This is a genomic window from Candidatus Bandiella numerosa (assembly GCF_029981845.1).
In the GTDB taxonomy this organism is placed as follows: Bacteria; Pseudomonadota; Alphaproteobacteria; order Rickettsiales; family Midichloriaceae; genus Aquirickettsia; species Aquirickettsia numerosa.
The window spans coordinates 810330-832662 of record NZ_CP104164.1 but is presented as its reverse complement, the minus strand read 5'-3'; the positions used below and the strand labels follow the sequence as shown (position 1 = coordinate 832662).

Sequence of the window (22333 nt, the reverse complement as noted above, 5' to 3'; positions counted from 1 at the left end):
TTTGGTACTACATTTTTCTTCTTCATAATTTCACTCTAAATTTACTTTATTAATTCTAAAAAACATCTGTTGTAGGTGGTTTTCAACTTGCATTTATATCTGGAAATAATCTTTCCACTAAATTGTTGAGAATGTCACTTTTAGTATAATTTTCTATATCAATAATACTTGCTGTATTGAGTAGGTAGTCATTTTTAACCCACTTTTTTTTCACAACAAAAATTTCTTTTTCATTATTGATATCCAAATATCTGCTAATCTTCGGGGGTTTCAATTCCTTGTTAATCGAAAAACTTACAGGTATCTTTTTTGTAATTAAGTAATCTAGCAACTTCTTATGATCACTAATAATTGAGTTAATAATCTTTTTAAGCTCATTGCCTTTTAGTTTCTGCAATACCAGACTAGTATCTTTAGGAGTCTTTTTGGTAAAAGCAAAATGTTCATTCCATATCTCTAACGACCTTAATGGACGTCTAAATGATAAATCTGCTCTGCCAACAGATTGATCATGCTTTTTAATAGCTTTGATTAATTCACTACCATCAGTATGTGTATCAGCAAATTCATAGAACCTATTATTTCTTTTAACTAAATTACTATAATATTTCTGGAGTGGAGCGAATATTTCTATTATTTTGATGCGTTTTTTTAAATTTTTGAAAATTTTAAAAAATCTTTGTCTACCAACGGAGGATAAAAATATATTATGATCTATAATACAATTATTACCTTGACTCAAAATATTAATAGTTTCATTAAAATAATCATTGTAAAGTATATCATAGTAAAACTCTGAGCAATCTGAAACATTGTCCAGATCACTAGTTAACTCTATGAATTTTTTATCCTTAATCACATTATATCGCAAATATAATAATTCCCTTACATTTTCCACTTTTTTATCAAGGTAATCACTGGCTTTTCTAAGTGTTTCATGAAAAAATAAATTACCAAATGCCGCCTTTGCTCGCGCTTCTATAACTTTTGTATTAATTGGTTTAAAATTATATTTACTTGCAGCTATTGATGATGTAATAGCAGATTTACCGCTAGAATTAGGTCCAACAATGATTATGATGTTCCCAAGTTTATGCATGATTATCACTACATTTATGAAACTCTTCTAGAAGTCTATAATTATAAAAATAGTTTGTAAAGTTGAAATTTATCATGTGTGCAAGTTCATAACATATTGGGCTAATGAGCAGCAAAATCATTATGGTTTGAAGTGTGAAGTGAACCCCAAAAACAAGAGTAAAAGTTAAGCAACTCTGATAAAGTAAAATAACTAAAAAAGGAGTTGTAAAAATGAGTAACAATACAAGAAAAAGATATAACGAAGAATTTAAAGTAGAGGCAGTAAAGTTGGTAACTGAAAGAGCATATAGCTTGACTCAGGCAGCTAAAAGTCTTGGTGTAAGTGTAGATTCAATTAGTAAATGGAAAAAGAGGTTAGAAGAAACATCATCTGCAAGTATAGCGTTCCCAGGGAATGGCAATATGAATGCTATAGATAAGGAAAAAAGGATTTTAGAGAAGGAGATAAAGAAACTACAAATAGAACGAGATATATTAAAAAAGTGAAAATTCAAATAAAAACTATTACAATTATTACTACTATAAGTTTTATATAGAGTCTCAGCTGGAGTACTATAATTTAATGATTGATGCGGTCTATTATAATTATACCAATATACCCACTTAGGAATATTGGACTTTAGATCTTCTACAGTGTTCCACTGATACAAATAAGAACCTTCATATTTAAAAGCCCTCCATAATCTTTCAATGTAAGCATTATCAGTGCACCTACCTTTACCAGTCATGCTAATCTTAATTTTATAATGCGCTAAAGTTTTAACCCAAGATTAACTAGTAAATTGGCTGCCTTGATCGCTATTTAATATTACAGGTGCACCATACTTTAGTATGGCATCTTCTAATGCTGATTTGCAGCTTTCAGTGCATAAACTATTACTAAGCCTATAGCCTACAATCATCCTACTATACATATCTATTATTGCTACTAAATACATAAAACCTTTTGTAGTCCTTAGATATGTTATATCAACCTGCCAAACTTGATGAGGCTTTATTAGTACTAAGCCCTTTAATAAATATGGAAATACTGCATGTTCCTTATTTTTAATGCTAGTATTAGGTCTTGGATATATGGCATATAAATCCATTTCTCTCATTAATCTTTGCACTCTCTTATGATTTACTTCTATATTCTCTCTTGCCAACATTGCTGTTATCCTACGATACCCATATATGGGATATGATGAGTATATTTCAGCTATCTTATTGCTCAATACAAAGTTTTCACTTTTATCTGATTCCTCATAGTATATCATCGACCTATTTATTTTTAAAAGCTCACTTTGCCTCCTCACGCTCAGTTGTTGATGTTCTGTATTTATCATTTTACGCCTCTTTATAACATCAACTTTGATGAGGCTTGTTGCAAAAAATCATTTTCTACTTTTAACCTTCCTATCGTTGCATGTAATTTCTCCATATTACCATTATTATACGCCTGCACTGGCTGATTGCCTTTTTTATATACTTCAGGACCATTGTCTATTAGCTGCTTTTTCCATTTACTCAAAACTGATCTTGGTACTTGATATTTTGAAATTATTTCGGCAATTGTTAAATCTCCTTTTATCATTTAGCTTCGCTGTTTTCAACGGCTATTGCAACTCTGAATTTAAACTCTTTTGTGCAACTTTTTTGTTTGCTCATAATTTTTACCAATATTTTATTACATTATTTATATATTTTTATATTGAAAATGTCTCTCTTATAGGGGTATGACGATCAACGGAACGAAAAGTTACGCTAAGGAAATATCTTTGTCAGGTATTGCAATATATCTGTAAAAAGTAGCTCTGGAAATTTTTAGAATATTACATATATTATTGATGCTCATTTTATGATTTTGATATATTTTCTTTGCAGTTAAAACTTTTAGATCTGAAGCAAGCGTTTTTTTTCTTCCACCTTTTTTCCCTCTTTCTCTAGCAGCTTTAAGACCAGCTTTTGTTCTTTCTTGTATTAGTTTTCTTTCAAATTGAGCAAGTGACGAAAATATATTAAATATAAGCTTGCCAGAAGCGGTAGTTGTGTGTCATGCGCCAAGCAAAACAACCCACAAAAGTTAATTTAGCGCCAAACTAAATGACCCACCCCAGCGCCAAGTAAGACCTCCACTTTAGAAGTGATTAAAAACGCTTAGTTAATAATAAATATTAACTAAAAAAGATTAATTTTAATGAGGATATACAATATGGCAACAATACGAGAAATATTATATCAGAGTACAAAAGGATTTAGTAACAGACAGATTTCTAAATCATGTATGATATGTAGGAAAACTGTTGGTAAATATGTAACATTGGCTAAAGAAAAAGGATTAAATAATAATATTGATGAAAATTTATTAAATGAGATAGCCATAAAGGTTCAAGAAATTGTCAATGGGACAAGCAAGAATAAGGACCTAATAATGATAGATCTTAATGTATATAAAGATAAAATAGCCGTCTGGCTTAATGAACGTAATATAACACATACTCAAATTCAGAGATTATTAGCTGGAGAAGGGTTGAATGTAAGTGAAAGAAGTGTAAACAGATTCATAAAGAATAATTTTGCAAATTCTAAAAAATATACTGTGCATTTAACAAGCAATCCCGGTCAAGAAGGACAAGTAGATTTTGGATATGTGGGGATGATGAGGAATAATGAGGGTAATTTGCGCAAAACTTACGCGTTTGTTATGACTTTATCTCATAGTCGTCATCGCTACGTTGAGTTTGTTTTTTCACAGAATCAGGTAACGTGGTCACAGCTTCATATTAATGCATACAACCAGATATTTATGATCCAACAATAAATGAGACTTATGCAGAATTATCAAGATTTTACGGATTTGCAATTGATCCTGCGAAGGCATATAAACCAGAGCATAAAGGAAAGGTAGAGCGCTCAATTAGAATTGTCAAAGAGCAGTTAATTGCTGGCAGAAGCTATATAGATATTAATGCTGCAAATATTGAAGCATTAAAATGGTGTAGTACTGAAATTTCACATCGTATATGTAGCAGTACTGGAAAAAAGCCTATAGAGCTTTTTGAGCAGGAGGAAAAAGTAAAATTACTTGCTCTACCATCAGGATTTTTTGATATAGCATAATGGAGTATTGCTAAAGTGCATAGAGACCATCATTTTGTTATTAAAGGTAACTTTTATTCTGTTCCGACACGGTATATAGGTGAAGAGATTAGTGTTCGTATTGGCCTTAAAACAGTATCTGCTTATTATAGGCACAAAATCATAAAAACTCATCCAAGAAACTTTGGTAAAGGACAGTGGATTACAGATTTACAAGATTACCCGAAAGCAGTATTGGAATATCTAGAAAAAACCCCAGGTATTTGCCTAGAAATAGCGTCAACTATAGGAAACGCAGCGCATCAAACAATTAAGTATACTCTCAATCATGGTACAAAAGTGGGTTTGCGCAAAGCACAAGCCATTTTGAGGTTGGCCGATAAATATGGTAAAGAAAGATTAGAAGCTGCATGTGTGCGTGCTAATCAATATAATAATTATAGCTATGAATCATTACGCAAAATTTTATCTAATAAGCTAGATAAAATTGGTAGCGTTAATCCTTTAGTTGGTAAATCTGCAAACTTAGAGGAAATTGCATATGTAAGGTCGGCAGATGAATATACTTCTGATATGGAGGTAAATTATGTCTAATGAGCTACAGCTTAGGGAATTAGCTAAATCTCTAAAGTTATACGGAATGCTGGATACATTAGAAAGTCGTTTACAACAAGCAAAAGAGAGCTCTATGTCATATGAAGAGTTATTGGCAAGGTTATTTCAAGATGAGCTGGAAACTCTTGAACAACATGCATTACAAAGACGTATTGATATTGCTAAATTTGAAGAAGTAAAAACATTTATAAACTTTGATATGAATCGATATTCTCTGCAGATTAGGCATGCTATAAATGATCTAATGACTGGTAAATTTATCAAAGAAAGAAACCACATCATTATCATGGGCCCTGTAGGTACTGGGAAGACTCACTTATCTCAAGCTCTTGGTATGCTTGCATGTCAAAAGAATAAAAAAGTGAAATTTGTAGCTACTAATGAGCTTCTTAATGAATTTTATCGAGCCAGAGCAGATGAAATGCATGATAAATTATTCAAGCGGTATGCAAAATTCGATCTGTTAATTTTAGATGATTTTGGCCTCAAACCACTATCTGCAGAGCAATCCTCTGATTTATATGATTTAATAGCGTCAACTCATATAAAATCAAGCTTGATAATCACAACAAACAGGAAGATTGAGAAATGGATGGAGTTATTTTTTGATCCAGTTATGGGCTAATGCCGCACTTGATAGGGTTATTAATAAAGCATATCGTATAGTGTTAGATGGTGAATCTTACCGTAAAAACTTTACACCAAAATTTAAAATGGAGGGTGACAAGAAAATGGAAAAATGATACCGTCTTAAAAGTCAAACAAAAATATCATCATTTTGAGGGAATAAAATTAGGATCAAAAGCAGAATTGTTTTTAATAACAGCAAAGCAGATATGTAGAAGTTTTCGCATAATTGCAGCTATGATAACCATATTATGTTTGCCTTTTGATTTTAATTTATCAGAAAAAGCTTTTAAAATAGGATTGTGATTTTTAGCAACAACAGCCGGCAAATAAAGAGCTTTGCGTAATTTAGAAGAGCCTAGTTTGGATAATCTAGCTTTACCTCTCACAGAAGAGCCTGATATTCTGTGTTTAGGAACAAGACCAGCATAAGCCGCATATTGTCTTGGGCTTTTAAAAGACGATAGGTCAGGAGATTCAGCTAAAATAGAGGTAGCTGTCGTTTTGCCAATACCAGGAATTGTTTGTAAATTATCTCTACGTTGCTTAAGTTCTATATTATTTTCAAATAGCTCATCTAATGATTTTTCAATACTCTTCATCTCATTTTTAAAGTCTTTAAGTAATCTTTTCCATGTAGAAGTTACAGACTTTGGTACATGTTCCTTATACTCCAGATGATTGGAGATTTGAACGCACTGTCCCTTTAAATCATCTAAGCAACGATGCAAAGCCTTTAATTCCTTAACAGCAGAAGTTTGTGATTTATATGGAATTAATTCAGTAATATTAGCGTATTGGGCTATAACCAAAGCGTCAACTGCATCAGTTTTAGTACGAATTAACTTGCTTTTAGCGAAAGCTTTTATACAAACTGGGTTTACTACATATACCTCGTGTCCATTATTGTATAAAAATTCAGCTATATTATTACTATAATTTCCTGTTGCTTCCATACAAGCTTTTAAGGTAGAAACTTTCTTTTGTTTAAGCCATTTATTAAGGCTTTTAAACCCTTTATCATTGTTATTAAAGATTTCTTTCTTAGTAGCGTTGTTATTTATAAGTAAAGCTACTGCAATTTCAGCTTTACCTACATCTATTCCTAATATTGCGTTTGACATATTATATCTCCTAAATTAATGTTTAATATTAAAAGTTTAAAGCTAACCATGTGAATACAGAATAAACCTATTATTTAGGTTTTTCTAAGATACCATCCAACTTTAGACTTTTTTGGAAGGAGGTTATTATCATTTTTTCAGGGTTTCCCTGTTGTTACTCCTTTCGCCTTAGCTTCATAACCTAGTTGCTATGGCGCAAGTAGTGTCTGCGTCGCATGGAACCACAGCAATTATTTTATCCACTTCTAAAATAAACGACTCTGTATTATCACTATTAATATCTAGATCAGAATTTGAAAGCTCTTTAATATAATCTTTTATCTTATTAATGATTGGTGCTTTTAATGGCTCTAATGCTGATTTACCACCCATCATTGCAATTATACTTCCTGCAGGTGAAGAGATAATCGCTCCCACCAATTGCTTATATAAAGATCCAAAATCTATTGTTGATTCTAAATTTGAGATAACTAATTTATTAATTCTGCTAAGCAATTTATTAGATTCATCTTCATTAAAAAACTGGCACATTACTAAATCCTTAATCCCACTCTTAAAATCTTTAAATCTTAATTCAATAATGCCCGATCCATATAAAAATGGAATCTTTTCAAATAGCATATGGATTGCTAGCCAATTTGTTATACTTCCAGATAATGCAAATAATCCTGTGTTTTGTAATTCTCTAGAGAAAAACGGACTAACATAACCTAATAGAAGTACGTACAATGCTATTAAATTTGTTAAAAAGGACATATTACTGAATAAGCTTTTAATATCATTCAAAGTTTCCTTTATTTTATATTTATCCATCATATTAATAAATTTGAAACAGATTTAAATATTATATTTTGTCTGTAGAATATCTTTAACATTATTACAAGCTATTGATAATTTATTCATTAAACTTGGCTCTTTTTTGTATTCAATCTGATAAATATTATTACCAGATTCATGAAGATTCATCAAATACTCATCACTAGTCATTAAATCATCTACTAATTTTAATTCCTTGGCCTTTTCAGCTAACCAATATTCTCCAGTAGAAATCTTTTCTATATCTACACTTGGACGTTGTTTTTTTATTAATGATTTAAATTGATTATGTATTTCTTCTAGCTCTAATTGCAGTTTCCTACGATCCTCATCTGTATTTTTACCAAACATTGTTACAGTTCTTTTATATTTGCCAGAAGTGATTTGTTCATATTCTATACCCTTATCTTTAAGTAATTGATTAAAGTTAGGTAGTTGATACACAACTCCTATGGAGCCAATTATTGCAAATGGCGCTGCAATAATTTGATTACCCATACACGCCACCATATAACCTCCGCTTGCAGCTACTTTATCCACAATGACGATTAATTGGATCCCTTTGTTTTTTATTCTACTTAATTCAGATGCAGCAAGTCCATATCCACTTACTGTGCCACCAGGTGATTCTAATACTAGAACAACTTTATCACTTTTATGCGCAATAGAAAGTATTGCTGTAATCTCCTCTTTTAATGATTCCACAGCCGTGGCTTTAATATTGCCATTGAATTTAAGCACATACGTATTTTGTTTATCCTCTTTTCCCTTCTTCTCTTTTAAGATTTTTTTAAATTCTCTAATTGATTCTTTAATTTTATGTTTGGAAGAAAGAGTTTTTAGCATCTGTAACTTCAACTCATAATAATGACGAGATAAATCTTTTATAATCAAGACCCCATCATCTTTGCTTTTCTTAAGTTTTGATTTTATATAAAAATATGTAATTATTATTAAAGCTATACTTATTACAATCGTTAATGTTTTAAATAAAAACATCAAATATTCTGATAAAAACATTACTTATACCTCACTGTTTTTGTTATACATTTTACTCTATTTTTTTATGAGTGCCATCGCAAATAGGTGGTAACTGCGTTTCTTTACAGGTGCAAAATAATATGAATTTATCAGCCAAAGCTGTATATGTAATTGGCTTCCTTCCTTGCTTATCTTCCTTATGCGACCCATCACAAAAAGGTTGTTTCTTGCTTAATCCACACCCACACCAATAGTATGTTTTACCTTTATTCACACCAACTCTTATCGAAGGACTTTTTATGCTACTCATTTTTATTTTCTACTTTAAAATTTATGCCTAGCCTTGGTTTATCGTTATTGGTATTCACTGCATTTGCATCCACCAATTCTAACTTATTATCCTTATTATTAGGTTTACTTTCCTTATTGGGTTTGTAATGTTTCTTTTGTTCCAGCTTCTTACTTTTTCTGAGTGCAATCTGGTTTTTTATCTCTTCTTGTGTTTTTGCAAGTGATTCAACATCTTCTTTTGTAACAATTCCAGCTTCATTACCTTCTAAATCATACCTTGCTGCACTTTCAATATGCAATTTTATATATTCCTTTTGTTCAGCATATAATCTTAGAAACTTTCTGATTATTGTTTTGCTGAATTTTAATTCTTCATCATTAAAAATATCTCTATGTATTCCTTTTTTAAATATAAAAACCTTACCTCTCATAAAAAACTTTGGATATCTTTGAGATAATACATCAAACACCTTGTTGTAATTCTCGGGAGACAGTAGATGCCATTTATTTCTTCCCATTTTTATTCTTTCCTATTATTTTTATTAAAAAACTCTGAAAGTGACTTATTCTCAGCCAATCTTTTTGCTTTTGCTTCGCATCTCTTTTCATCCTCCTTTAGGCTTTTTTTTAATACTTCTATTTCTTCATCTGTTAGCTCTACTTCCCAAGGCCTTGCGTAACTTTTCTTAACAAATTTACCATCCCTTTTGTCCGCTGGCCTTTCTTGATTATTATCTGATTGTGACATATCTGCTAAACACTGGTTATATTGTTTATTAATAACTTACTCTACTTTCTGCCAACGTAATAACCAAAAGCAAAACATATCAAAGCTATCATTGCGCCATATACTACAGCTGCTAACATATATTAATTACCATTTATTGACATTTATCATTGATATTATTAACTCTTAGCATCTTTTCCACTTCCCCAATATGGATTTCCTCTTCAACTATCAGCTTTCTTGAATACTCCTCAAGCAAAACTGATTTTGATGAAACTATTTCTAAAAGATCATAATATGATTTTAGCGAAGCTTTTTCATGCTCTAAACTTTCTTCTAAAATCTGGTTTATATTATGACAATAAGATTCTTTTAAATTTGATATCCTAAGTGAAGGATGCTCTTCAAAATGAGTAATCATTTCTCCTGCTTCAATAGCATGTCTTAAGCCTTCTTGTGCTTGACTCTTCATCCATGCGGTGATTGGAATCCTATTATGACCTATTATCATTAGAGAATAGTGCGTATACCTTACCACACCTGACATTTCCAATTCTAATATCTCATTTAGTTTTTGTATTGCTTTATCTTTGATGGTATCTGATAATTTCATAGTTAATAATTACTTCTCGTTTATAATAGCTTTAAAATCAGAGCCCACTGAAAAACTTATTCTTCTTTGTGCAGGGACTTTAGCTATTGTGCCTTTTGGTGTTTTCACTTCCTTTGCTTCTGTTTGCTTTGCTTTAAAACTTCCAAATCCTGTGAATCTTAATTCATCAGTATCTTTCATTGCTTGTGCTATACATTTAATAACAGCATCAAAGCTCTTACTTGCTGCTGTTTTTGTTGTATCAAGCTCTTTTGATAATTTTTCTATAAATTCTGCTTTATTCATATGACACCTCCCTTAAGTTATTTATAATTAAATTAATTCAATATTTTCTGCTGATTCCTTGCCTTTACTTGAAATAATCTCAAATTTAATCTTTTGATTATCATTTAAACCATCAAGCCCAGCTTCTTCCACCGCAGACCTGTGTATAAACACATCCTTTGATCCATTATCTGGAGCTACAAACCCATATCCTTTGGTAGAATTAAACCATTTTACTGTTCCTGTTATTTTCATACTTATGTTTTAATTTTATTAAATAATTCAAATGATACCTGCTTAAGCAATGATATACAATATAATGCAGAAATTCCAATTAATATGTAAATAGCTTTTTCTAAAATTGGTACACCAGAAAATAAGTAGTTCACTAAGTTAAATTCAAAAAGTCCTACCAAAAGCCAATTAACTCCACCAATTATTATAAGTAAAAGTGTAACTGAGTTTAAATATTTAGTCATAATGTTATCTCCTGTTTAAATTAAAGTATTTGATATTTTTAATATTAAAAAATCACAACTACTTGCTATAGTATCTTAAAATTAATTATTTTCTATACCTTAGCACATATTTATGAGCTTTCCTTGTTTTTTTTAATTTCTTCTATTTCATTTATAGCATCCTCATACGAATTACAAGACTCAATAATCAAGTTGCCCAATTTATTCTCCTTACCACCATAACATTTCATTATGCTCCACTCATGGAACAGATCTTGTTGCAGAATAACAATGTAATATCGATCTTTGGATTCAAAATAATATCTGCGCCATTTCTCAGGCTGTATTTCAGGTAGAGACAAAGTCACTTTTAAAAAAAATTGCAAACCTCTAAAAGATAACAAAATAATACAAGTAATTAAATCTGTCTACTCAAACAAGAAAAAAACGGCATATCATTGCGCTATAATACTCAATTTATCATTTACTGATGGTAAGTAACTTAGGGCTTCGCCCTCGACGCCTTACAAGGGTGCTTCGCTACGCTCACAAACTATAAAATATTTTAATTTTTTTCCTCTCGGAGCAAAGCTCCGATTCACCGCCAACAAATAAATTAAAATTTTTCACAGTTTGCTCTTTTCAGTTGTACACCCATGCGTCGCCCGCATGACAGGAAGTATGACGGGGTCATACTTCTTAATTAAATTAAGGAGCTAAATATAACCTCTAGTTTTGATTAACAATTTTTTAAGGAGACATTATGCAAAGATTATTAAAACAACCAACATTTAAAATTATTAAACTAATTCAAGCAGAAATTTACACTCTTGAATTTAGAGTCCAGCATGAATCAAAAAGCATCAGTGATAAGGAAGCTCTAAAATTAAGACGCAAACTTATATCTGAGTTTAAATGCAAAATAAATCATTTATCTCAGCATTACTTAGAACAAAAGGCTAATTTAAATGCATATGATTAATGACGCAAGAGGAAGGAGTAAGTAATTTTTCAACAAAATTACAGGATCTAGATGGTTTAAATTTACAACTAACCTTTTGAATTTAGGTAGCTAATAAGAGGTCAATGCTATCAATCAAACCTCTTATTAGCACAATGAACTTATGCTTTACTAAAACTACAAACAAATAATAGGATACGTTATGAGAACAGGGCAAAATTTACAAGTAATAAATACAACCACACAAAAAAACTTTAACCCAGACCTTTTAGACAGACACTCTAGTTTGATGTACATTGGTAGGGAGCCATCCCATAATGATTATTGTAAAAAGCTAAACAATGCTTTACCACTTCACCCCAAAGTTAGTACGACTAATATAAACCCAAACCATAGTTTAGATTTTGATACTAGAGTAAATAATTATGTTAATGCATTATTATCAAAGCATTGGGAAAAGTTATTAAAATTAATTAACCTAAAGCGTAATTCCTTTTTATCTGACAAGATTTATCTAAAACTTCAAAAACCAAGTGTTACTATAGAGTATATTAAATTAAGTCACTCTATAAATTTAGATAAAGTTTTAAACAGTAATAATAAAACTAATCCTACTGATATTTTGATTAAAATACCCCTTGATAAAAATGATTACTATTTTGAAGTAAATTTATTATTTAATGACAAAATACTTTATTGCGATACTTGTAATGTAGAAATAATCATTGATAACTTTTTGCAAAATTCCATAGATAAAAAATTTCAATACAAAATTTTCTATCACTACAAATATTAAAATTGAATTTATCAAATCAACATTCACAAATTTCCTAAATTAACATATAGAGTAGGTTAAAATTAAATCTACTCTTTTTTCATAAACAGTTATTAAAACAAAACAATTTTATTTTTAATTATTTATCCTAAACTAACTCAACTGAAGTTTTATCAAGAGCTAATTTTAATTCATTTTGTTTTGCCAAAATTTTATCTTTAATTTTCAACTTTTCTTTCTTTAGTTTTTCAATTTCTATATCATCAACTGTTAAATCTTTTTCTAATTTTTCTAAAGATTTTCTTAAATCAAAATCTTTGTTCATTAAAGATTTAATTTCTTTATTTAAACTTTTTATAAGTTTTTTACTCATATCCATAAGCATTATTGATAATAATTGAATTATATACTTCAATACTAATTTAAAAAATAATATATGTAACCAAAAAAATAAGAAAATATTATGTACAATTTCAAATAACTAATACCAAAAATGTACCATGTTATAAATTAAAAATCAAAATAGTTTCTACGCTCAATCGTCACTAAGGCTCTTAGAGAAATTGATATTAATAGAAAAAGATAAAAGAATAGTAGGATCATTAAAAAAGCAACGGCAGAGCCAAGGAAAGAGTATCACACCAATCGCACCCTTGGTGCATTTCTTTCTATGGCCCAGTTTATCTAAGATGCAGAGCTGGTACCAGACGGTACCAAGAATTATTAAATTTGGTACCACTTGGTACCACAATTGCTAGATGCGGCTTTTTACCTATCACATAGCTGGTACCAGCTGGTACCAAAAAGTTAAAATTTATTATTTTGCAAATAATTAATACTTATTAAAACCTCGCAATCTCTCGTTTTGTGTGGCTGCACCACCTGGTACCAAGTAATAATACAATAACTCCATAGCTGGTTTTATGCGATTTTATATTGATATTTGGAAATCATTAGATTTATGTATTTGCTGCATCTTTTGAATTTGTTGCGCTTGCTTTTGTTGCTTATTACTTAATTCTATTGCACTCATTTCCCTTCCATTATTTGATATTAAATACCCCTGTAATTTTTCTCTCTCTTGCACTACTGCTATAAAACTTTCCCTATGCCTTGATAATATTACTGTCCATAATTTTTGATTGGATAACATTTTATTATCTTCAATTGCCGCTATTGATTTTTGATATGTTTTTCCTTGTGCTGAATGTATTGTTAAACAATATCCATAATCTATATGCTTTAATTCTTCTTTATTTACTGTTTTTATTTCTCCATCTTCTGTTTTAAATTTGATAGATTCTTTATTTATATTTTCTATTATTGCCGTTTCAGAATTAACTAATTTTTCCTTGTTATTATTTTTTGTAAATCTTATTTTTAAGCCTTCTTGCAATTTTAAATCCATCTTTTCATATACTTCTAATTTGTCATTATATTTTGTATCAGTCCTGAATTTAAAAACGTGTTTTTTGTTATCTTTTTCTACTGTAATATTATTGCTTAATTTATTAATTCCTATAATTTTATAGTACTTATTTTGTTTAATGCCATTTGAATAATTTTTAAAGAATTTTACAACATCATCTTTTTTATACATCATTGCAAAATTATAATCTGCCAAACTCATATCTTTCTGTCTTAACCCAGCAAAGTTTTCAATACTACCTTTTAGTATTTTTTCCTTCTTTAGTTCAACTCTTATTTGATCATTTATTTCGTCTCTTATTTTTTTAGTTGGCGACATTAACAATGTATTATCTCTATCCTTTAAATTTAACTCCATATATTTTGCTACAGCTGCAGAAACTATTCCCTTAGAATGCTGCTCTATATTTTTATCATGAATATCAAATGTTTTCTTAATATTGCCTTTTGATGATTCAACCACAGCCTCCCTATGAGATTCATTTTGCTGTCTAATAACATTATCTAGTTTTACATATGGTATAACTTTGATTAATTGTTCAAAATCCTTACCTGCCTCAACTGCTCCTAGCTGCTTTTGATCTCCTACCAAAACTAATTTAAAACCTAGCTTCTCTCTTAATTGAAATAACTCATGCATCTTCTCTGTTGATATTAATGATGCTTCATCTACAAATATCACTGATTTGCTGTAACTCTTTTTTATTGTCTGAAGTGTTTGAGCTTTTCCCCTTCCTTCTATATATCCTTTATATTTATATATAAATGAATGCAGAGTAGATGATTCTACTTTTGCTGATTCCTGCAGTGTTTTTGCAGCAGATGCTGTAGGCGCAGCTCCACCAAATTTATCTCCCAGTCCAATCAAATTAATTATTTTCCTTCCACTAATATCACGTACCGCATTTAATATCGTTGACTTCCCTACACCAGCAAGTCCATCTACTGCAATTATATTATCTTTTGATGTCAAAATATATTTGAGTCCATTTTTCTGGCTATCATTAAGACCCATGAATTTATTATTACTCGCTTTCTCCCTTGCTTCAAAAGCTTTTATCTGATTCTTTACATTACTTTCCTTTATAATAGACTTTGTACTATTCAGTGATTGCTTAGCAATTTTTAAAATCTCCTTTTCTTTTTGAAGTAAAGATAGGGTTGTATATTTATCACTATGCTTTATTAACTCACCCTCATTTACAAGCTTTGTTACAGCATCCTCAAGTTTACTGATAGTTGCCTCTCCCATAGTATACTTTATCATTGATCTCACTAAATCGTTATGACCAAATACTGCTTTTTTAGATGAGGCGTCCAATGCGCAGAGCTTCGCTATTTCTTCAACTGTTAATTCCGCTTTCTCACCAACTTCTTCTGATTGTATTTCCTTATTTAAATTCAACACTTCTTTTTTTAATACCTCATTTTGAACTTTTTCCCATGTATTAATTAATTCTTCTTTATCTACTTTTCTCTTTGCCTCTCTCGAGTTAATAACAATTTTATCCCGTCCTTGCTTTGTTGTAATACCGTATTTCTCACATAGCTCCTCAATCTCCTGCCTTCTAGTGGAAAATGCTCTAATTAAATTATCAGATATATGCGAAAACTCAAATGAACTACTCCCACCTGATAAAATTGTAGTTCTAAGTTTTTCACCTGATTTTTTTAGGTCATAAGCTAGTTCATTCCTAAATACCTGTCCTAAAAACTTAATAGTACCATTCCTATTAATTATTTTATCCATATTTATACTTCTCATCTTACCATCCTGGCATATCGCCATATTTGCTAAAAATGAATGTATATGCTCTTGTGGCTCAAGTTTCCTGTTAGTACTATGTGCAAATAACGCATATGCAAGTTTATCTACGTTTTCTTTCTCTATCCCAGCCTTACCTTTCCTCACTTGTAATAATCCACGCTCTGAAGCATAATCAAGCGTTCTCTTAACTGCATTCTGCATAACATTTCTTAGCTCTGCCTGTCTTTTTGGATCAGAACGTAAATTGACCTCTATAGAAAAGCTCTTTGGAGCTGAAAAAGTCAGATCATATCCAGGTCTATGCTCCCATTTGCCATTATGTATACGACCTAAGGGATTATCCTCATTCACCCTACCTTCAAGCACAGCTTTAAATCTAGGATCATTGCTTGCGTTAAATCCTCCTATAAGTCCTATTTGTTCAGCACCTTTCCCGTACCACACTCCTGTTCCTTCACTACCGTAATAATCACCATGACTATAGTACTTTCCGGCCGCACCTGATGATTCAAATCCTTTTACTGTGAGCATTTTATAACCTAGATTTCTTTTTTAATATCATTGTGGTGACTTGTGGCGTAACTTGGTTACACAAGTATTCTACTTGGGGTTTCCAGTCAGAAGGTACGAAAATTTTTACTTTATTTCTGATACTATCTAGAAAAATTCTTTCTGCATTATTTCTAGCATCTATACAAAAATTATGATTTCTAGGTGTGTCAGCTTGAGATTCCACCTCAAACCCCAATCTTACTAGCTCAGTCATTAAAAAAGTATAGTTCTGATTGTAACTACTTAAAAATAAATTATTAACTGTAAGATGTGTGTAATTTACATAAATGATTCCTTGATCGGCTATATTATCTTTGATTAACTCTAAGCTCTTTGTGATTGCGTCATGATTCATAAATTGGAATACATTAAATGCTATTATAAAATGCCATGGAGCACGCGGTAAATTGCTTGGAGTTGGTTCAAGAAAATCCCATTCTATAAATTTTTGTTTTGATTTTATTTGCTTACAATCGTTCTCTAAATTTAAAAAATTATACCCATCTAGATTTAACAAATCATGCATAAACGATATGGGTTTTATAGAACAAAAATTCTTTTCTTGTATTTCTATATGTTCTGGACACATATCTATTGAAGTCACATTATATCCTAAAAATGCCATAGTTTTACTAAAACCTCCGAGACCAGAGCCTATATCTATAACAGTAGGGTAATTTATAGGTAAATATCTATCATGTAGTCTAATAATTTCACTTCTATCCAATATTGGATCCTCTTTGGATGTTGCTCCTGTATCATTCAATGTAAGATCCTTTTTTAGGGTATTATTGTATAACAGCCAATTGTAGTGCTCCCTTTTTTTTATAAAAGTATGTTTTTTATATTTCTCTAAAAACCCCACTTCTGCATTGCATAACATATATCTTGTTACAAACAAAAAAATGAGTATAAAAAGGAAAATATGCGATTTATAACGTTTGCTACTGCGATATATATTATAATCCATCATCCGCAAAACCTATCTTTCTTTCTTTTCTTTAGTGCCTTTGCTTTTTTTTATTTTTTTGTCTTTTGGCGATTTCTCTAAGTCCTTCAGTAGATTTTTAATATACTTTAAGCCCTTTAGACCCTCATCTAATAATAGTGCATAATTACTTTTTATTTTCATATTACCTCAAAAATATTTTTATTCTTTTTTATTATTATTCTTACCAATCATTACCAATATCATTTGTTGCCACTGATTTTGCACTATTTTCTTTTTTACTAGTTTTTTCACCTTCTTTTGGTTTCTTTATAGTAACATTACTACTTATTTGATCATCTTCACTAGCGCCACCTTCTTTTACAAGAGCCAATATATTTGTGTCTTTATTAAACCTTTTTTCCACTTTTATGCGATATTTCTCCTGCTCCTCCCTCTCTTCTACTAACAACCCATACAGTTTTTCGTTTTCTATATATGGTTTTGCAATATCCCCTAATCTTGGCTTCCTTGCTGTAAATTTAACTGGATTGTAACCTGATAGCTTAATATATCCTTCTCCCGTTTTTAGTATCTGGAACTCACCATCAAGTACTGCTGCTTTCATTCTTTTTATCTTTGTTGCACTTTGTCCATCCCTCATCTCATGCGCTCCATAAGAAAAACTTTCACTCCATTCTTCCACTTCTCCTACTCCTGAATTATTAGAGCACCATCTCGCAGTTTCAGCTCCCTCTACATTCATGAAAATCTTCGTGCGACAGTTATTGGTTATTGTTTCTGCTCTTTCTCTTGAATATATTTTAGAAACTGTTGTTATATCCTGCGTCCCTAATACAAAACATCCTCCATATGATCTAGCGGTTGTTAAGCCATCTATTAAATTTGGTATTGCTGTGTCAAAATACCCTAGCTCATCTAATATAAACCATATCTTTGGCCTGCTACTGCTATTTCCCATTGATCTCATCGCATTGATTGCTATATCAACCTGTGCCGTTATTATTGGGTTTAAATCCCTCTTTGCTTCTGCTCTTGATGATAAAAATAAAAATCCATGTTGCCTGTGCTCTTTATTCCATGTATCTCCCAATATCCAATCTCTAATTGAAAAACAGTTTTCATTACTTCTATATAGCTTAAGAGGCCTTAAATATGAGCTCATTACCATCATCACTGATAACGCAGCCTTTTCTATCTCTGTATTGATTATTTTCCCTGCATAAGTTTTTTTTAATATCTCTTCCAATACCTTTATATCTGTTTTTAAGATTTTATCTGTAAACTCCGCAAGAGATAAATTTGCACCTGCATAACTATTTGCCATTTCTGTAAATACTGCTCTTGCTGCCTCTGTCCATGTAGGGTCTTTTGAATCTACTGGTATCAACGCCTTTGCTATTGTGGCAAATCCTGTAAGTGCTGTTGTCTCCTTAAATATTGACCAGTTCCTGCTTCTCTTATCCAGTGGATTTAATATTATATCTGTACGCATATCTTCTCTATAAGCTTTTTCTATATAGTCACCCTTTACATCCACTATGATAGCTTTCTCTCCTCTGCAGTGTATGCTATACAATAATTCTCTAATTATTGTGGTTTTACCACTACCCGTTGATCCTATTATCATTGTATGTGATTGCTCTCCTGATGTGAATGAACGAGGCTCCCCTGTTATTGGATATGGCATCTCTGCTATTGTGTGAGGTATATATGGAAATGCTTTGTTATGCTTTTCTACCTTCTTTTTGATTACATCAAATTGTTCAAGAAATATACCCCTTATTGCCATACTTACAGTGCGATTTTTCCCAGTCCTATAAAAATAAAATACCGTTCCCATAAGTAATATCGCTGATAACACTCCTCCTGTTATCAAGCCCTTATACAATGCCCTTTCTACTTTTTGCTCTAGTCTTTTAAATACTGGGTTGTTTTTTGCAAACTTCTTCGTTTGCTCATGTTTATACCCATACTCTGTATAATATGTAACTACTGCCTCATCAAAAAATGCCACCTCTTTTTTTATATATCCTGGCACATTCTTCCAATCATATGTGCCTATGTCATTATAAAATGTATAAAAAACTCCACATAACATTATCGCTAAAACACATCGCATCAGTATTTTCCATACCTGATAATTCATTCTAAATGAATGCGTTATTAACTGTCCGCCTCTTACAAAATTACCCATTTATACCACTCTATTTTTCTACTTTTATTTTGCGGTACGAGCCTCTACTAAGTTTACCCTGTGATTCCCTAATCATTTTTGCTTTTAATTCATCCCAAATATCTGCATACTCCATCATCATTAAATTTTCCATCATCATTCTTAATTCTACAAGAGCTACAACTTGAAAATATTCATGCTGTTCTTTTGTTGGAAATTCATAACAATACTCATTATCAATGTTATCTGGATTTTGCGGATTTATTGTCAACGTTCGATAGATTATATATTCCGTCTCTGTCATATTATTTGCAGCCGCTAATTTAGCTATTACCTTTTTTTCATTCTCACTAATTCTTAGTGATAATCTTACTTCTGACATTGCTAATACCTCTGATTAATTTAATTTATTTTCCATAATTTCCATCTTCCAAATAGTATGCATATATTCCTGCATATGCATTTTAAGCCTTAGTGACACTATTTCTTTCATAAAATATTTATCTTTCCTCAGCTCTCCCCATAATTGACTTATCATAAATACACATGGACAATTGTTTACTACAGCTTGATTACTTTCAAAAAATGCAAGTATTAATTTTTCCCTATCTGTAACTAACTGCCATTTATTGATAGATTTTATTCTACCAGCCAGGGTGTCTAATTTATCTATCTCTTCTTCACTTAATCCTTTCTGTCCTTTTAGGGCTAACTCTCCTATCTGTACTTTAATTTCTTCTATCTCTTTATGATAATTTTTTGCCTTTTTAATATGAGTCCTGACTGTATTTTCTATCAAGTACTCACACTCTTCAAGTTTTGCTACCAGCTCATACTGTTTGTCACGATATTTTTTTATTACTGATTTATTATATTCTGTTTTAACTACTCCTTTTTTATAATAGCCCTCAGTATCTACATAACTACTATATTCATCTTGTAACTCTAAATATGAGTCTTTTAATTGATAAATGCTTTTCTTAGCTTTCACCTCCTCTTCTTGCATTTGTTTGATTTCTCCCTCTTTCTTCATAAGCACTGCTTCTCTTTGCTTTCTTTGATATCTTCTAGTATCTTTTTCATCAAATGCTCCAATATCTACTCCTGCATTCTCCCAAAGCTCTATCAGTGTATTAAATATGCCTTTTGCGTAATATATCCTTACAACCGTAAAGAGTCCAAATAATACAAACAATATAATTAACCACTTTCTTAAACTAAATCCTGAATTTCTAGATTTTTTATGCTTCCCAGCCCCTTTTTTATCTGGATTAGACTTTAATTTTGAAAGCATCTTAATTGCCGAATTTATTGTTTTTTCTTTATTCATTTTCAACATCCTCTACTTCTTCTATATCTTTTGACAACTCTTTCTCAAGCTCTTCTATACTTGGTAGAGTAGCTTTCAATTTCTCAATAATTTTTTCAGGTAATTTGTACTCAGATAGCCCTATAGGCTTCTCTATATCTCTAAGCGCATATTCTGCTACTACTTTATTTTTAGACTTACATAAAATTAAACCAATTGATGGGTTATCATCTTTATGCTTTAATTTATCATCTATAACTGATAAGTAAAAATTAAGCTTCCCTGAATATTCCGGTTTGAATGCTGTATTTTTGAGCTCTATCACAAAATAGCAGCGTAGCTTTAAATGATAAAAGAGCATATCCACGAAAAAGTCTTGACCACCAACTTCTAGATGATACTGACTACCTACAAACGCAAATCCCTCGCCGAGCTCAAGCAAAAACTTTTGCATATGTGATATTAAGCCTTTTTCTATTTCTCTTTCATGGGCATCCCTGCCTAAGCTTAGAAAATCAAAGCAATATGGGTCTTTCATTAATCCTACTGCTAAATCAGATTGTAGATTAGGTAATCTCTTATCAAAGTTTGTAACTGCTCCTCCTTGCCTCATGTAAAGATTGCTCTCTATTTGCATCACCATTATATTTCTAGACCATCCATATTGGATTGTTTCTTTTATATAAAATTCTCGTTCTCTTCTGTCTGATATTCGATCCAGTAAAACAACATTATGACCCCAAGGTAATTGTGCAACAAGCTGTTGCACAATTTGCTGATCTTGATATTCTTCTGCAAATTTACGCATATATTTTAAATTCCTAGAGCTAAATCCTTTCATCTCTGGGAATGCCGAATATAAATCTTTAGATAGCTGCTCTATTACTTTGGCACCCCAGCCATGAATTTTTTGAGATTTAAGTATTTGCTGACCTATATGGTGATATAGCAGAACTAACTCTCTATTCACGCTTAAAGTAGCTCTATACCTTGATTCTGCTACTCTCTTTTTTAAATCTGCTACTAATGTGCCGTAATTTTGGTCTAGTTTATAGTTTTCATTCATTTTCATTTACTCCAAAATCTTTATATGATTTTAAAAATTTTATTAATGTTTTACCACTCACGTAGTAGTCTAAGTGGCAATATTTGATAGGAATGTAGGTTGATGAATGAAGTGCTTCTATATGATGATTAACTCTTTCATCACAAAATTTATATGCCTCTTCTTCATTGTACTCTAATTCTACTTTAATATTGCCGATACACCTATCCCATACTAATTGCTTTAAAAACTTATCAGCCTCACTTTTACTTATGTTCTTTTGCGCATTCAATATTTCAAATATAAATTCCTTATAAGGAAGTAACGCATTAGCTGCATTTTCAGTGGCATATCTCGCAAGTCTTATTTCATTATCTCCTTCTATTTCTGTAAAATATATAGATGATATATTGTTATGAAGCACAGTTATTCTATTAACTCTTTCTCTTTCATCACTGATTAAAAATGCATTCCCTAGCTCTCTCTTTAGTTGGTTTATAGAGCTTAATGTTTTTACTACATCCTCATCATCAAAATATTGCTTGGATTTATGATTTCTATGATCATTGCATGGCTCATATCTACCATAAGTCTTCCCACGTCCAAAGTAATCACAGTCTGTAAAAAATTTAACATTATGTGTACTAAACATAAATCCTATTTGCTCAAATG

Annotated in this window: 29 protein-coding genes and 2 pseudogenes; 6 read left to right on the top strand and 25 right to left on the bottom strand. The window is 31.0% G+C overall.

Annotation, left to right across the window (positions count from 1 at the left end):
* Positions 1-82: 82 nt before the first annotated feature.
* The gene (locus N3Z17_RS04050) at positions 83-1099 is read right to left on the bottom strand and encodes an AAA family ATPase (protein WP_282471463.1); all 1017 of its coding nucleotides are present in this window, start codon (positions 1097-1099) and stop codon (positions 83-85) included.
* Between the two features lie 212 nt (positions 1100-1311).
* On the opposite strand from N3Z17_RS04050, the gene N3Z17_RS04045 reads away from it, so the two are divergent.
* A complete protein-coding gene (locus N3Z17_RS04045; protein ID WP_282471462.1) occupies positions 1312-1587 on the top strand; it encodes a transposase in 276 nt (91 codons plus the stop codon).
* Positions 1588-1652: 65 nt separating this feature from the next.
* Here the strand turns inward: N3Z17_RS04045 and N3Z17_RS07640 are convergent.
* The 4 genes and pseudogenes from N3Z17_RS07640 to N3Z17_RS07635 form a co-directional block, all read right to left on the bottom strand.
* Positions 1653-1835 (bottom strand): annotated as a pseudogene (locus N3Z17_RS07640) (integrase core domain-containing protein); the annotation flags it as partial.
* A 36-nt stretch (positions 1836-1871) separates the two neighbouring features.
* Positions 1872-2429 carry an IS3 family transposase gene (locus N3Z17_RS04040; RefSeq protein ID WP_282471461.1) on the bottom strand — a complete coding sequence of 186 codons (558 nt, stop codon included), beginning with the start codon at positions 2427-2429 and terminating at the stop codon, positions 1872-1874.
* 11 nt (positions 2430-2440) lie between these two features.
* Entirely contained in the window at positions 2441-2677 is a 237-nt protein-coding gene (locus N3Z17_RS04035) for a hypothetical protein (RefSeq protein WP_282471460.1), read from the bottom strand.
* Between the two features lie 165 nt (positions 2678-2842).
* Positions 2843-3121, bottom strand: a pseudogene (locus tag N3Z17_RS07635) (recombinase family protein); the annotation flags it as partial.
* A gap of 174 nt (positions 3122-3295) precedes the next feature.
* On the opposite strand from N3Z17_RS07635, the gene N3Z17_RS04030 reads away from it, so the two are divergent.
* From N3Z17_RS04030 to istB, 3 genes are all read left to right on the top strand, one after another.
* Positions 3296-3904, top strand: coding sequence for a hypothetical protein (locus N3Z17_RS04030; RefSeq protein WP_282471459.1), 609 nt, complete (start codon positions 3296-3298; stop codon positions 3902-3904).
* Positions 3905-4218: 314 nt separating this feature from the next.
* The gene (locus tag N3Z17_RS04025; RefSeq protein ID WP_282471458.1) at positions 4219-4776 is read left to right on the top strand and encodes a Mu transposase domain-containing protein; all 558 of its coding nucleotides are present in this window, start codon (positions 4219-4221) and stop codon (positions 4774-4776) included.
* Positions 4769-5422, top strand: coding sequence for an IS21-like element helper ATPase IstB (istB, locus tag N3Z17_RS04020; RefSeq protein ID WP_282471457.1), 654 nt, complete (start codon positions 4769-4771; stop codon positions 5420-5422). The genes N3Z17_RS04025 and istB overlap by 8 nt, the downstream gene beginning before the upstream one ends.
* Before the next feature lie 148 nt (positions 5423-5570).
* Here the strand turns inward: istB and N3Z17_RS04015 are convergent, their stop codons facing one another.
* The 11 genes from N3Z17_RS04015 to N3Z17_RS03965 all read right to left on the bottom strand — a co-directional run bounded on the left by N3Z17_RS04015 (position 5571) and on the right by N3Z17_RS03965 (position 11066).
* A complete protein-coding gene (locus N3Z17_RS04015) occupies positions 5571-6548 on the bottom strand; it encodes an IS110 family RNA-guided transposase (protein WP_282471456.1) in 978 nt (325 codons plus the stop codon).
* Positions 6549-6722: 174 nt separating this feature from the next.
* Positions 6723-7364, bottom strand: coding sequence for a hypothetical protein (locus N3Z17_RS04010; protein ID WP_282471455.1), 642 nt, complete (start codon positions 7362-7364; stop codon positions 6723-6725).
* 21 nt (positions 7365-7385) lie between these two features.
* Entirely contained in the window at positions 7386-8384 is a 999-nt protein-coding gene (sohB, locus tag N3Z17_RS04005) for a protease SohB (protein ID WP_282471454.1), read from the bottom strand.
* A 31-nt stretch (positions 8385-8415) separates the two neighbouring features.
* On the bottom strand, positions 8416-8655 hold the full coding sequence (locus tag N3Z17_RS04000) for a CDGSH iron-sulfur domain-containing protein (RefSeq protein WP_282471453.1): 240 nt from the start codon (positions 8653-8655) through the stop codon (positions 8416-8418).
* On the bottom strand, positions 8648-9154 hold the full coding sequence (locus N3Z17_RS03995) for a ProQ/FINO family protein (RefSeq protein WP_282471452.1): 507 nt from the start codon (positions 9152-9154) through the stop codon (positions 8648-8650). Before N3Z17_RS03995 ends, N3Z17_RS04000 begins: the two co-directional genes overlap by 8 nt.
* A 2-nt stretch (positions 9155-9156) precedes the next feature.
* Positions 9157-9384 carry a hypothetical protein gene (locus N3Z17_RS03990; protein WP_282471451.1) on the bottom strand — a complete coding sequence of 76 codons (228 nt, stop codon included), beginning with the start codon at positions 9382-9384 and terminating at the stop codon, positions 9157-9159.
* A 133-nt stretch (positions 9385-9517) separates the two neighbouring features.
* Positions 9518-9976, bottom strand: coding sequence for a ferritin-like domain-containing protein (locus N3Z17_RS03985; protein ID WP_282471450.1), 459 nt, complete (start codon positions 9974-9976; stop codon positions 9518-9520).
* Positions 9977-9985: 9 nt separating this feature from the next.
* Complete coding sequence (locus N3Z17_RS03980; protein ID WP_282471449.1) at positions 9986-10261, bottom strand: HU family DNA-binding protein; 276 nt, start codon at positions 10259-10261, stop codon at positions 9986-9988.
* A 27-nt stretch (positions 10262-10288) separates the two neighbouring features.
* Entirely contained in the window at positions 10289-10495 is a 207-nt protein-coding gene (locus N3Z17_RS03975; protein ID WP_282471448.1) for a cold-shock protein, read from the bottom strand.
* Positions 10496-10497: 2 nt separating this feature from the next.
* Positions 10498-10719, bottom strand: coding sequence for a DUF378 domain-containing protein (locus N3Z17_RS03970; RefSeq protein WP_282471447.1), 222 nt, complete (start codon positions 10717-10719; stop codon positions 10498-10500).
* Positions 10720-10829: 110 nt separating this feature from the next.
* Positions 10830-11066 carry a hypothetical protein gene (locus N3Z17_RS03965; RefSeq protein WP_282471446.1) on the bottom strand — a complete coding sequence of 79 codons (237 nt, stop codon included), beginning with the start codon at positions 11064-11066 and terminating at the stop codon, positions 10830-10832.
* 395 nt (positions 11067-11461) lie between these two features.
* On the opposite strand from N3Z17_RS03965, the gene N3Z17_RS03960 reads away from it, so the two are divergent.
* Together N3Z17_RS03960 and N3Z17_RS03955 are read left to right on the top strand one after the other, a co-directional pair.
* Positions 11462-11680, top strand: a complete 219-nt coding sequence (locus N3Z17_RS03960; protein WP_282471445.1) for a hypothetical protein — start codon at positions 11462-11464, stop codon at positions 11678-11680.
* A gap of 181 nt (positions 11681-11861) precedes the next feature.
* Complete coding sequence (locus N3Z17_RS03955) at positions 11862-12455, top strand: hypothetical protein (RefSeq protein ID WP_282471444.1); 594 nt, start codon at positions 11862-11864, stop codon at positions 12453-12455.
* A 127-nt stretch (positions 12456-12582) separates the two neighbouring features.
* Here the strand turns inward: N3Z17_RS03955 and N3Z17_RS03950 are convergent, their stop codons facing one another.
* The 9 genes from N3Z17_RS03950 to N3Z17_RS03910 all read right to left on the bottom strand — a co-directional run bounded on the left by N3Z17_RS03950 (position 12583) and on the right by N3Z17_RS03910 (position 22313).
* On the bottom strand, positions 12583-12807 hold the full coding sequence (locus N3Z17_RS03950) for a DUF465 domain-containing protein (protein ID WP_282471443.1): 225 nt from the start codon (positions 12805-12807) through the stop codon (positions 12583-12585).
* A gap of 558 nt (positions 12808-13365) precedes the next feature.
* Complete coding sequence (mobF, locus tag N3Z17_RS03945) at positions 13366-16161, bottom strand: MobF family relaxase (protein ID WP_282471442.1); 2796 nt, start codon at positions 16159-16161, stop codon at positions 13366-13368.
* 1 nt (position 16162) lies between these two features.
* Positions 16163-17065 (bottom strand): methyltransferase domain-containing protein, encoded by a 903-nt coding sequence (locus tag N3Z17_RS03940; RefSeq protein WP_282471441.1) that lies wholly within the window; start codon positions 17063-17065, stop codon positions 16163-16165.
* A 99-nt stretch (positions 17066-17164) separates the two neighbouring features.
* Positions 17165-17314, bottom strand: a complete 150-nt coding sequence (locus tag N3Z17_RS03935; RefSeq protein ID WP_282471440.1) for a hypothetical protein — start codon at positions 17312-17314, stop codon at positions 17165-17167.
* Between the two features lie 40 nt (positions 17315-17354).
* Complete coding sequence (locus N3Z17_RS03930; protein ID WP_282471439.1) at positions 17355-19328, bottom strand: type IV secretion system DNA-binding domain-containing protein; 1974 nt, start codon at positions 19326-19328, stop codon at positions 17355-17357.
* Positions 19329-19338: 10 nt separating this feature from the next.
* Positions 19339-19689, bottom strand: a complete 351-nt coding sequence (locus tag N3Z17_RS03925; protein ID WP_282471438.1) for a hypothetical protein — start codon at positions 19687-19689, stop codon at positions 19339-19341.
* Positions 19690-19704: 15 nt separating this feature from the next.
* Complete coding sequence (locus N3Z17_RS03920) at positions 19705-20637, bottom strand: hypothetical protein (protein WP_282471437.1); 933 nt, start codon at positions 20635-20637, stop codon at positions 19705-19707.
* A complete protein-coding gene (locus tag N3Z17_RS03915) occupies positions 20630-21682 on the bottom strand; it encodes a PDDEXK nuclease domain-containing protein (RefSeq protein WP_282471436.1) in 1053 nt (350 codons plus the stop codon). Before N3Z17_RS03915 ends, N3Z17_RS03920 begins: the two co-directional genes overlap by 8 nt.
* A complete protein-coding gene (locus N3Z17_RS03910) occupies positions 21675-22313 on the bottom strand; it encodes a hypothetical protein (protein ID WP_282471435.1) in 639 nt (212 codons plus the stop codon). The genes N3Z17_RS03915 and N3Z17_RS03910 overlap by 8 nt, the downstream gene beginning before the upstream one ends.
* Positions 22314-22333 lie beyond the last annotated feature (20 nt).

What these genes read in the sequence shown, in the direction of transcription:
- N3Z17_RS04050 (WP_282471463.1), bottom strand. Translation starts at nt 1,099, where the DNA reads ATGCATAAACTTGGGAACATCATAATCATTGTTGGACCTAATTCTAGC.
- N3Z17_RS04045 (WP_282471462.1), top strand. Translation starts at nt 1,312, where the DNA reads ATGAGTAACAATACAAGAAAAAGATATAACGAAGAATTTAAAGTAGAG.
- N3Z17_RS04040 (WP_282471461.1), bottom strand. Translation starts at nt 2,429, where the DNA reads ATGATAAATACAGAACATCAACAACTGAGCGTGAGGAGGCAAAGTGAG.
- N3Z17_RS04035 (WP_282471460.1), bottom strand. Translation starts at nt 2,677, where the DNA reads ATGATAAAAGGAGATTTAACAATTGCCGAAATAATTTCAAAATATCAA.
- N3Z17_RS04030 (WP_282471459.1), top strand. Translation starts at nt 3,296, where the DNA reads ATGGCAACAATACGAGAAATATTATATCAGAGTACAAAAGGATTTAGT.
- istB (WP_282471457.1), top strand. Translation starts at nt 4,769, where the DNA reads ATGTCTAATGAGCTACAGCTTAGGGAATTAGCTAAATCTCTAAAGTTA.
- N3Z17_RS04015 (WP_282471456.1), bottom strand. Translation starts at nt 6,548, where the DNA reads ATGTCAAACGCAATATTAGGAATAGATGTAGGTAAAGCTGAAATTGCA.
- N3Z17_RS04010 (WP_282471455.1), bottom strand. Translation starts at nt 7,364, where the DNA reads ATGATGGATAAATATAAAATAAAGGAAACTTTGAATGATATTAAAAGC.
- sohB (WP_282471454.1), bottom strand. Translation starts at nt 8,384, where the DNA reads ATGTTTTTATCAGAATATTTGATGTTTTTATTTAAAACATTAACGATT.
- N3Z17_RS04000 (WP_282471453.1), bottom strand. Translation starts at nt 8,655, where the DNA reads ATGAGTAGCATAAAAAGTCCTTCGATAAGAGTTGGTGTGAATAAAGGT.
- N3Z17_RS03995 (WP_282471452.1), bottom strand. Translation starts at nt 9,154, where the DNA reads ATGGGAAGAAATAAATGGCATCTACTGTCTCCCGAGAATTACAACAAG.
- N3Z17_RS03990 (WP_282471451.1), bottom strand. Translation starts at nt 9,384, where the DNA reads ATGTCACAATCAGATAATAATCAAGAAAGGCCAGCGGACAAAAGGGAT.
- N3Z17_RS03985 (WP_282471450.1), bottom strand. Translation starts at nt 9,976, where the DNA reads ATGAAATTATCAGATACCATCAAAGATAAAGCAATACAAAAACTAAAT.
- N3Z17_RS03980 (WP_282471449.1), bottom strand. Translation starts at nt 10,261, where the DNA reads ATGAATAAAGCAGAATTTATAGAAAAATTATCAAAAGAGCTTGATACA.
- N3Z17_RS03975 (WP_282471448.1), bottom strand. Translation starts at nt 10,495, where the DNA reads ATGAAAATAACAGGAACAGTAAAATGGTTTAATTCTACCAAAGGATAT.
- N3Z17_RS03970 (WP_282471447.1), bottom strand. Translation starts at nt 10,719, where the DNA reads ATGACTAAATATTTAAACTCAGTTACACTTTTACTTATAATAATTGGT.
- N3Z17_RS03960 (WP_282471445.1), top strand. Translation starts at nt 11,462, where the DNA reads ATGCAAAGATTATTAAAACAACCAACATTTAAAATTATTAAACTAATT.
- N3Z17_RS03955 (WP_282471444.1), top strand. Translation starts at nt 11,862, where the DNA reads ATGAGAACAGGGCAAAATTTACAAGTAATAAATACAACCACACAAAAA.
- N3Z17_RS03950 (WP_282471443.1), bottom strand. Translation starts at nt 12,807, where the DNA reads ATGAGTAAAAAACTTATAAAAAGTTTAAATAAAGAAATTAAATCTTTA.
- mobF (WP_282471442.1), bottom strand. Translation starts at nt 16,161, where the DNA reads ATGCTCACAGTAAAAGGATTTGAATCATCAGGTGCGGCCGGAAAGTAC.
- N3Z17_RS03940 (WP_282471441.1), bottom strand. Translation starts at nt 17,065, where the DNA reads ATGTTATGCAATGCAGAAGTGGGGTTTTTAGAGAAATATAAAAAACAT.
- N3Z17_RS03935 (WP_282471440.1), bottom strand. Translation starts at nt 17,314, where the DNA reads ATGAAAATAAAAAGTAATTATGCACTATTATTAGATGAGGGTCTAAAG.
- N3Z17_RS03930 (WP_282471439.1), bottom strand. Translation starts at nt 19,328, where the DNA reads ATGGGTAATTTTGTAAGAGGCGGACAGTTAATAACGCATTCATTTAGA.
- N3Z17_RS03925 (WP_282471438.1), bottom strand. Translation starts at nt 19,689, where the DNA reads ATGTCAGAAGTAAGATTATCACTAAGAATTAGTGAGAATGAAAAAAAG.
- N3Z17_RS03920 (WP_282471437.1), bottom strand. Translation starts at nt 20,637, where the DNA reads ATGAATAAAGAAAAAACAATAAATTCGGCAATTAAGATGCTTTCAAAA.
- N3Z17_RS03915 (WP_282471436.1), bottom strand. Translation starts at nt 21,682, where the DNA reads ATGAATGAAAACTATAAACTAGACCAAAATTACGGCACATTAGTAGCA.
- N3Z17_RS03910 (WP_282471435.1), bottom strand. Translation starts at nt 22,313, where the DNA reads ATGTTTAGTACACATAATGTTAAATTTTTTACAGACTGTGATTACTTT.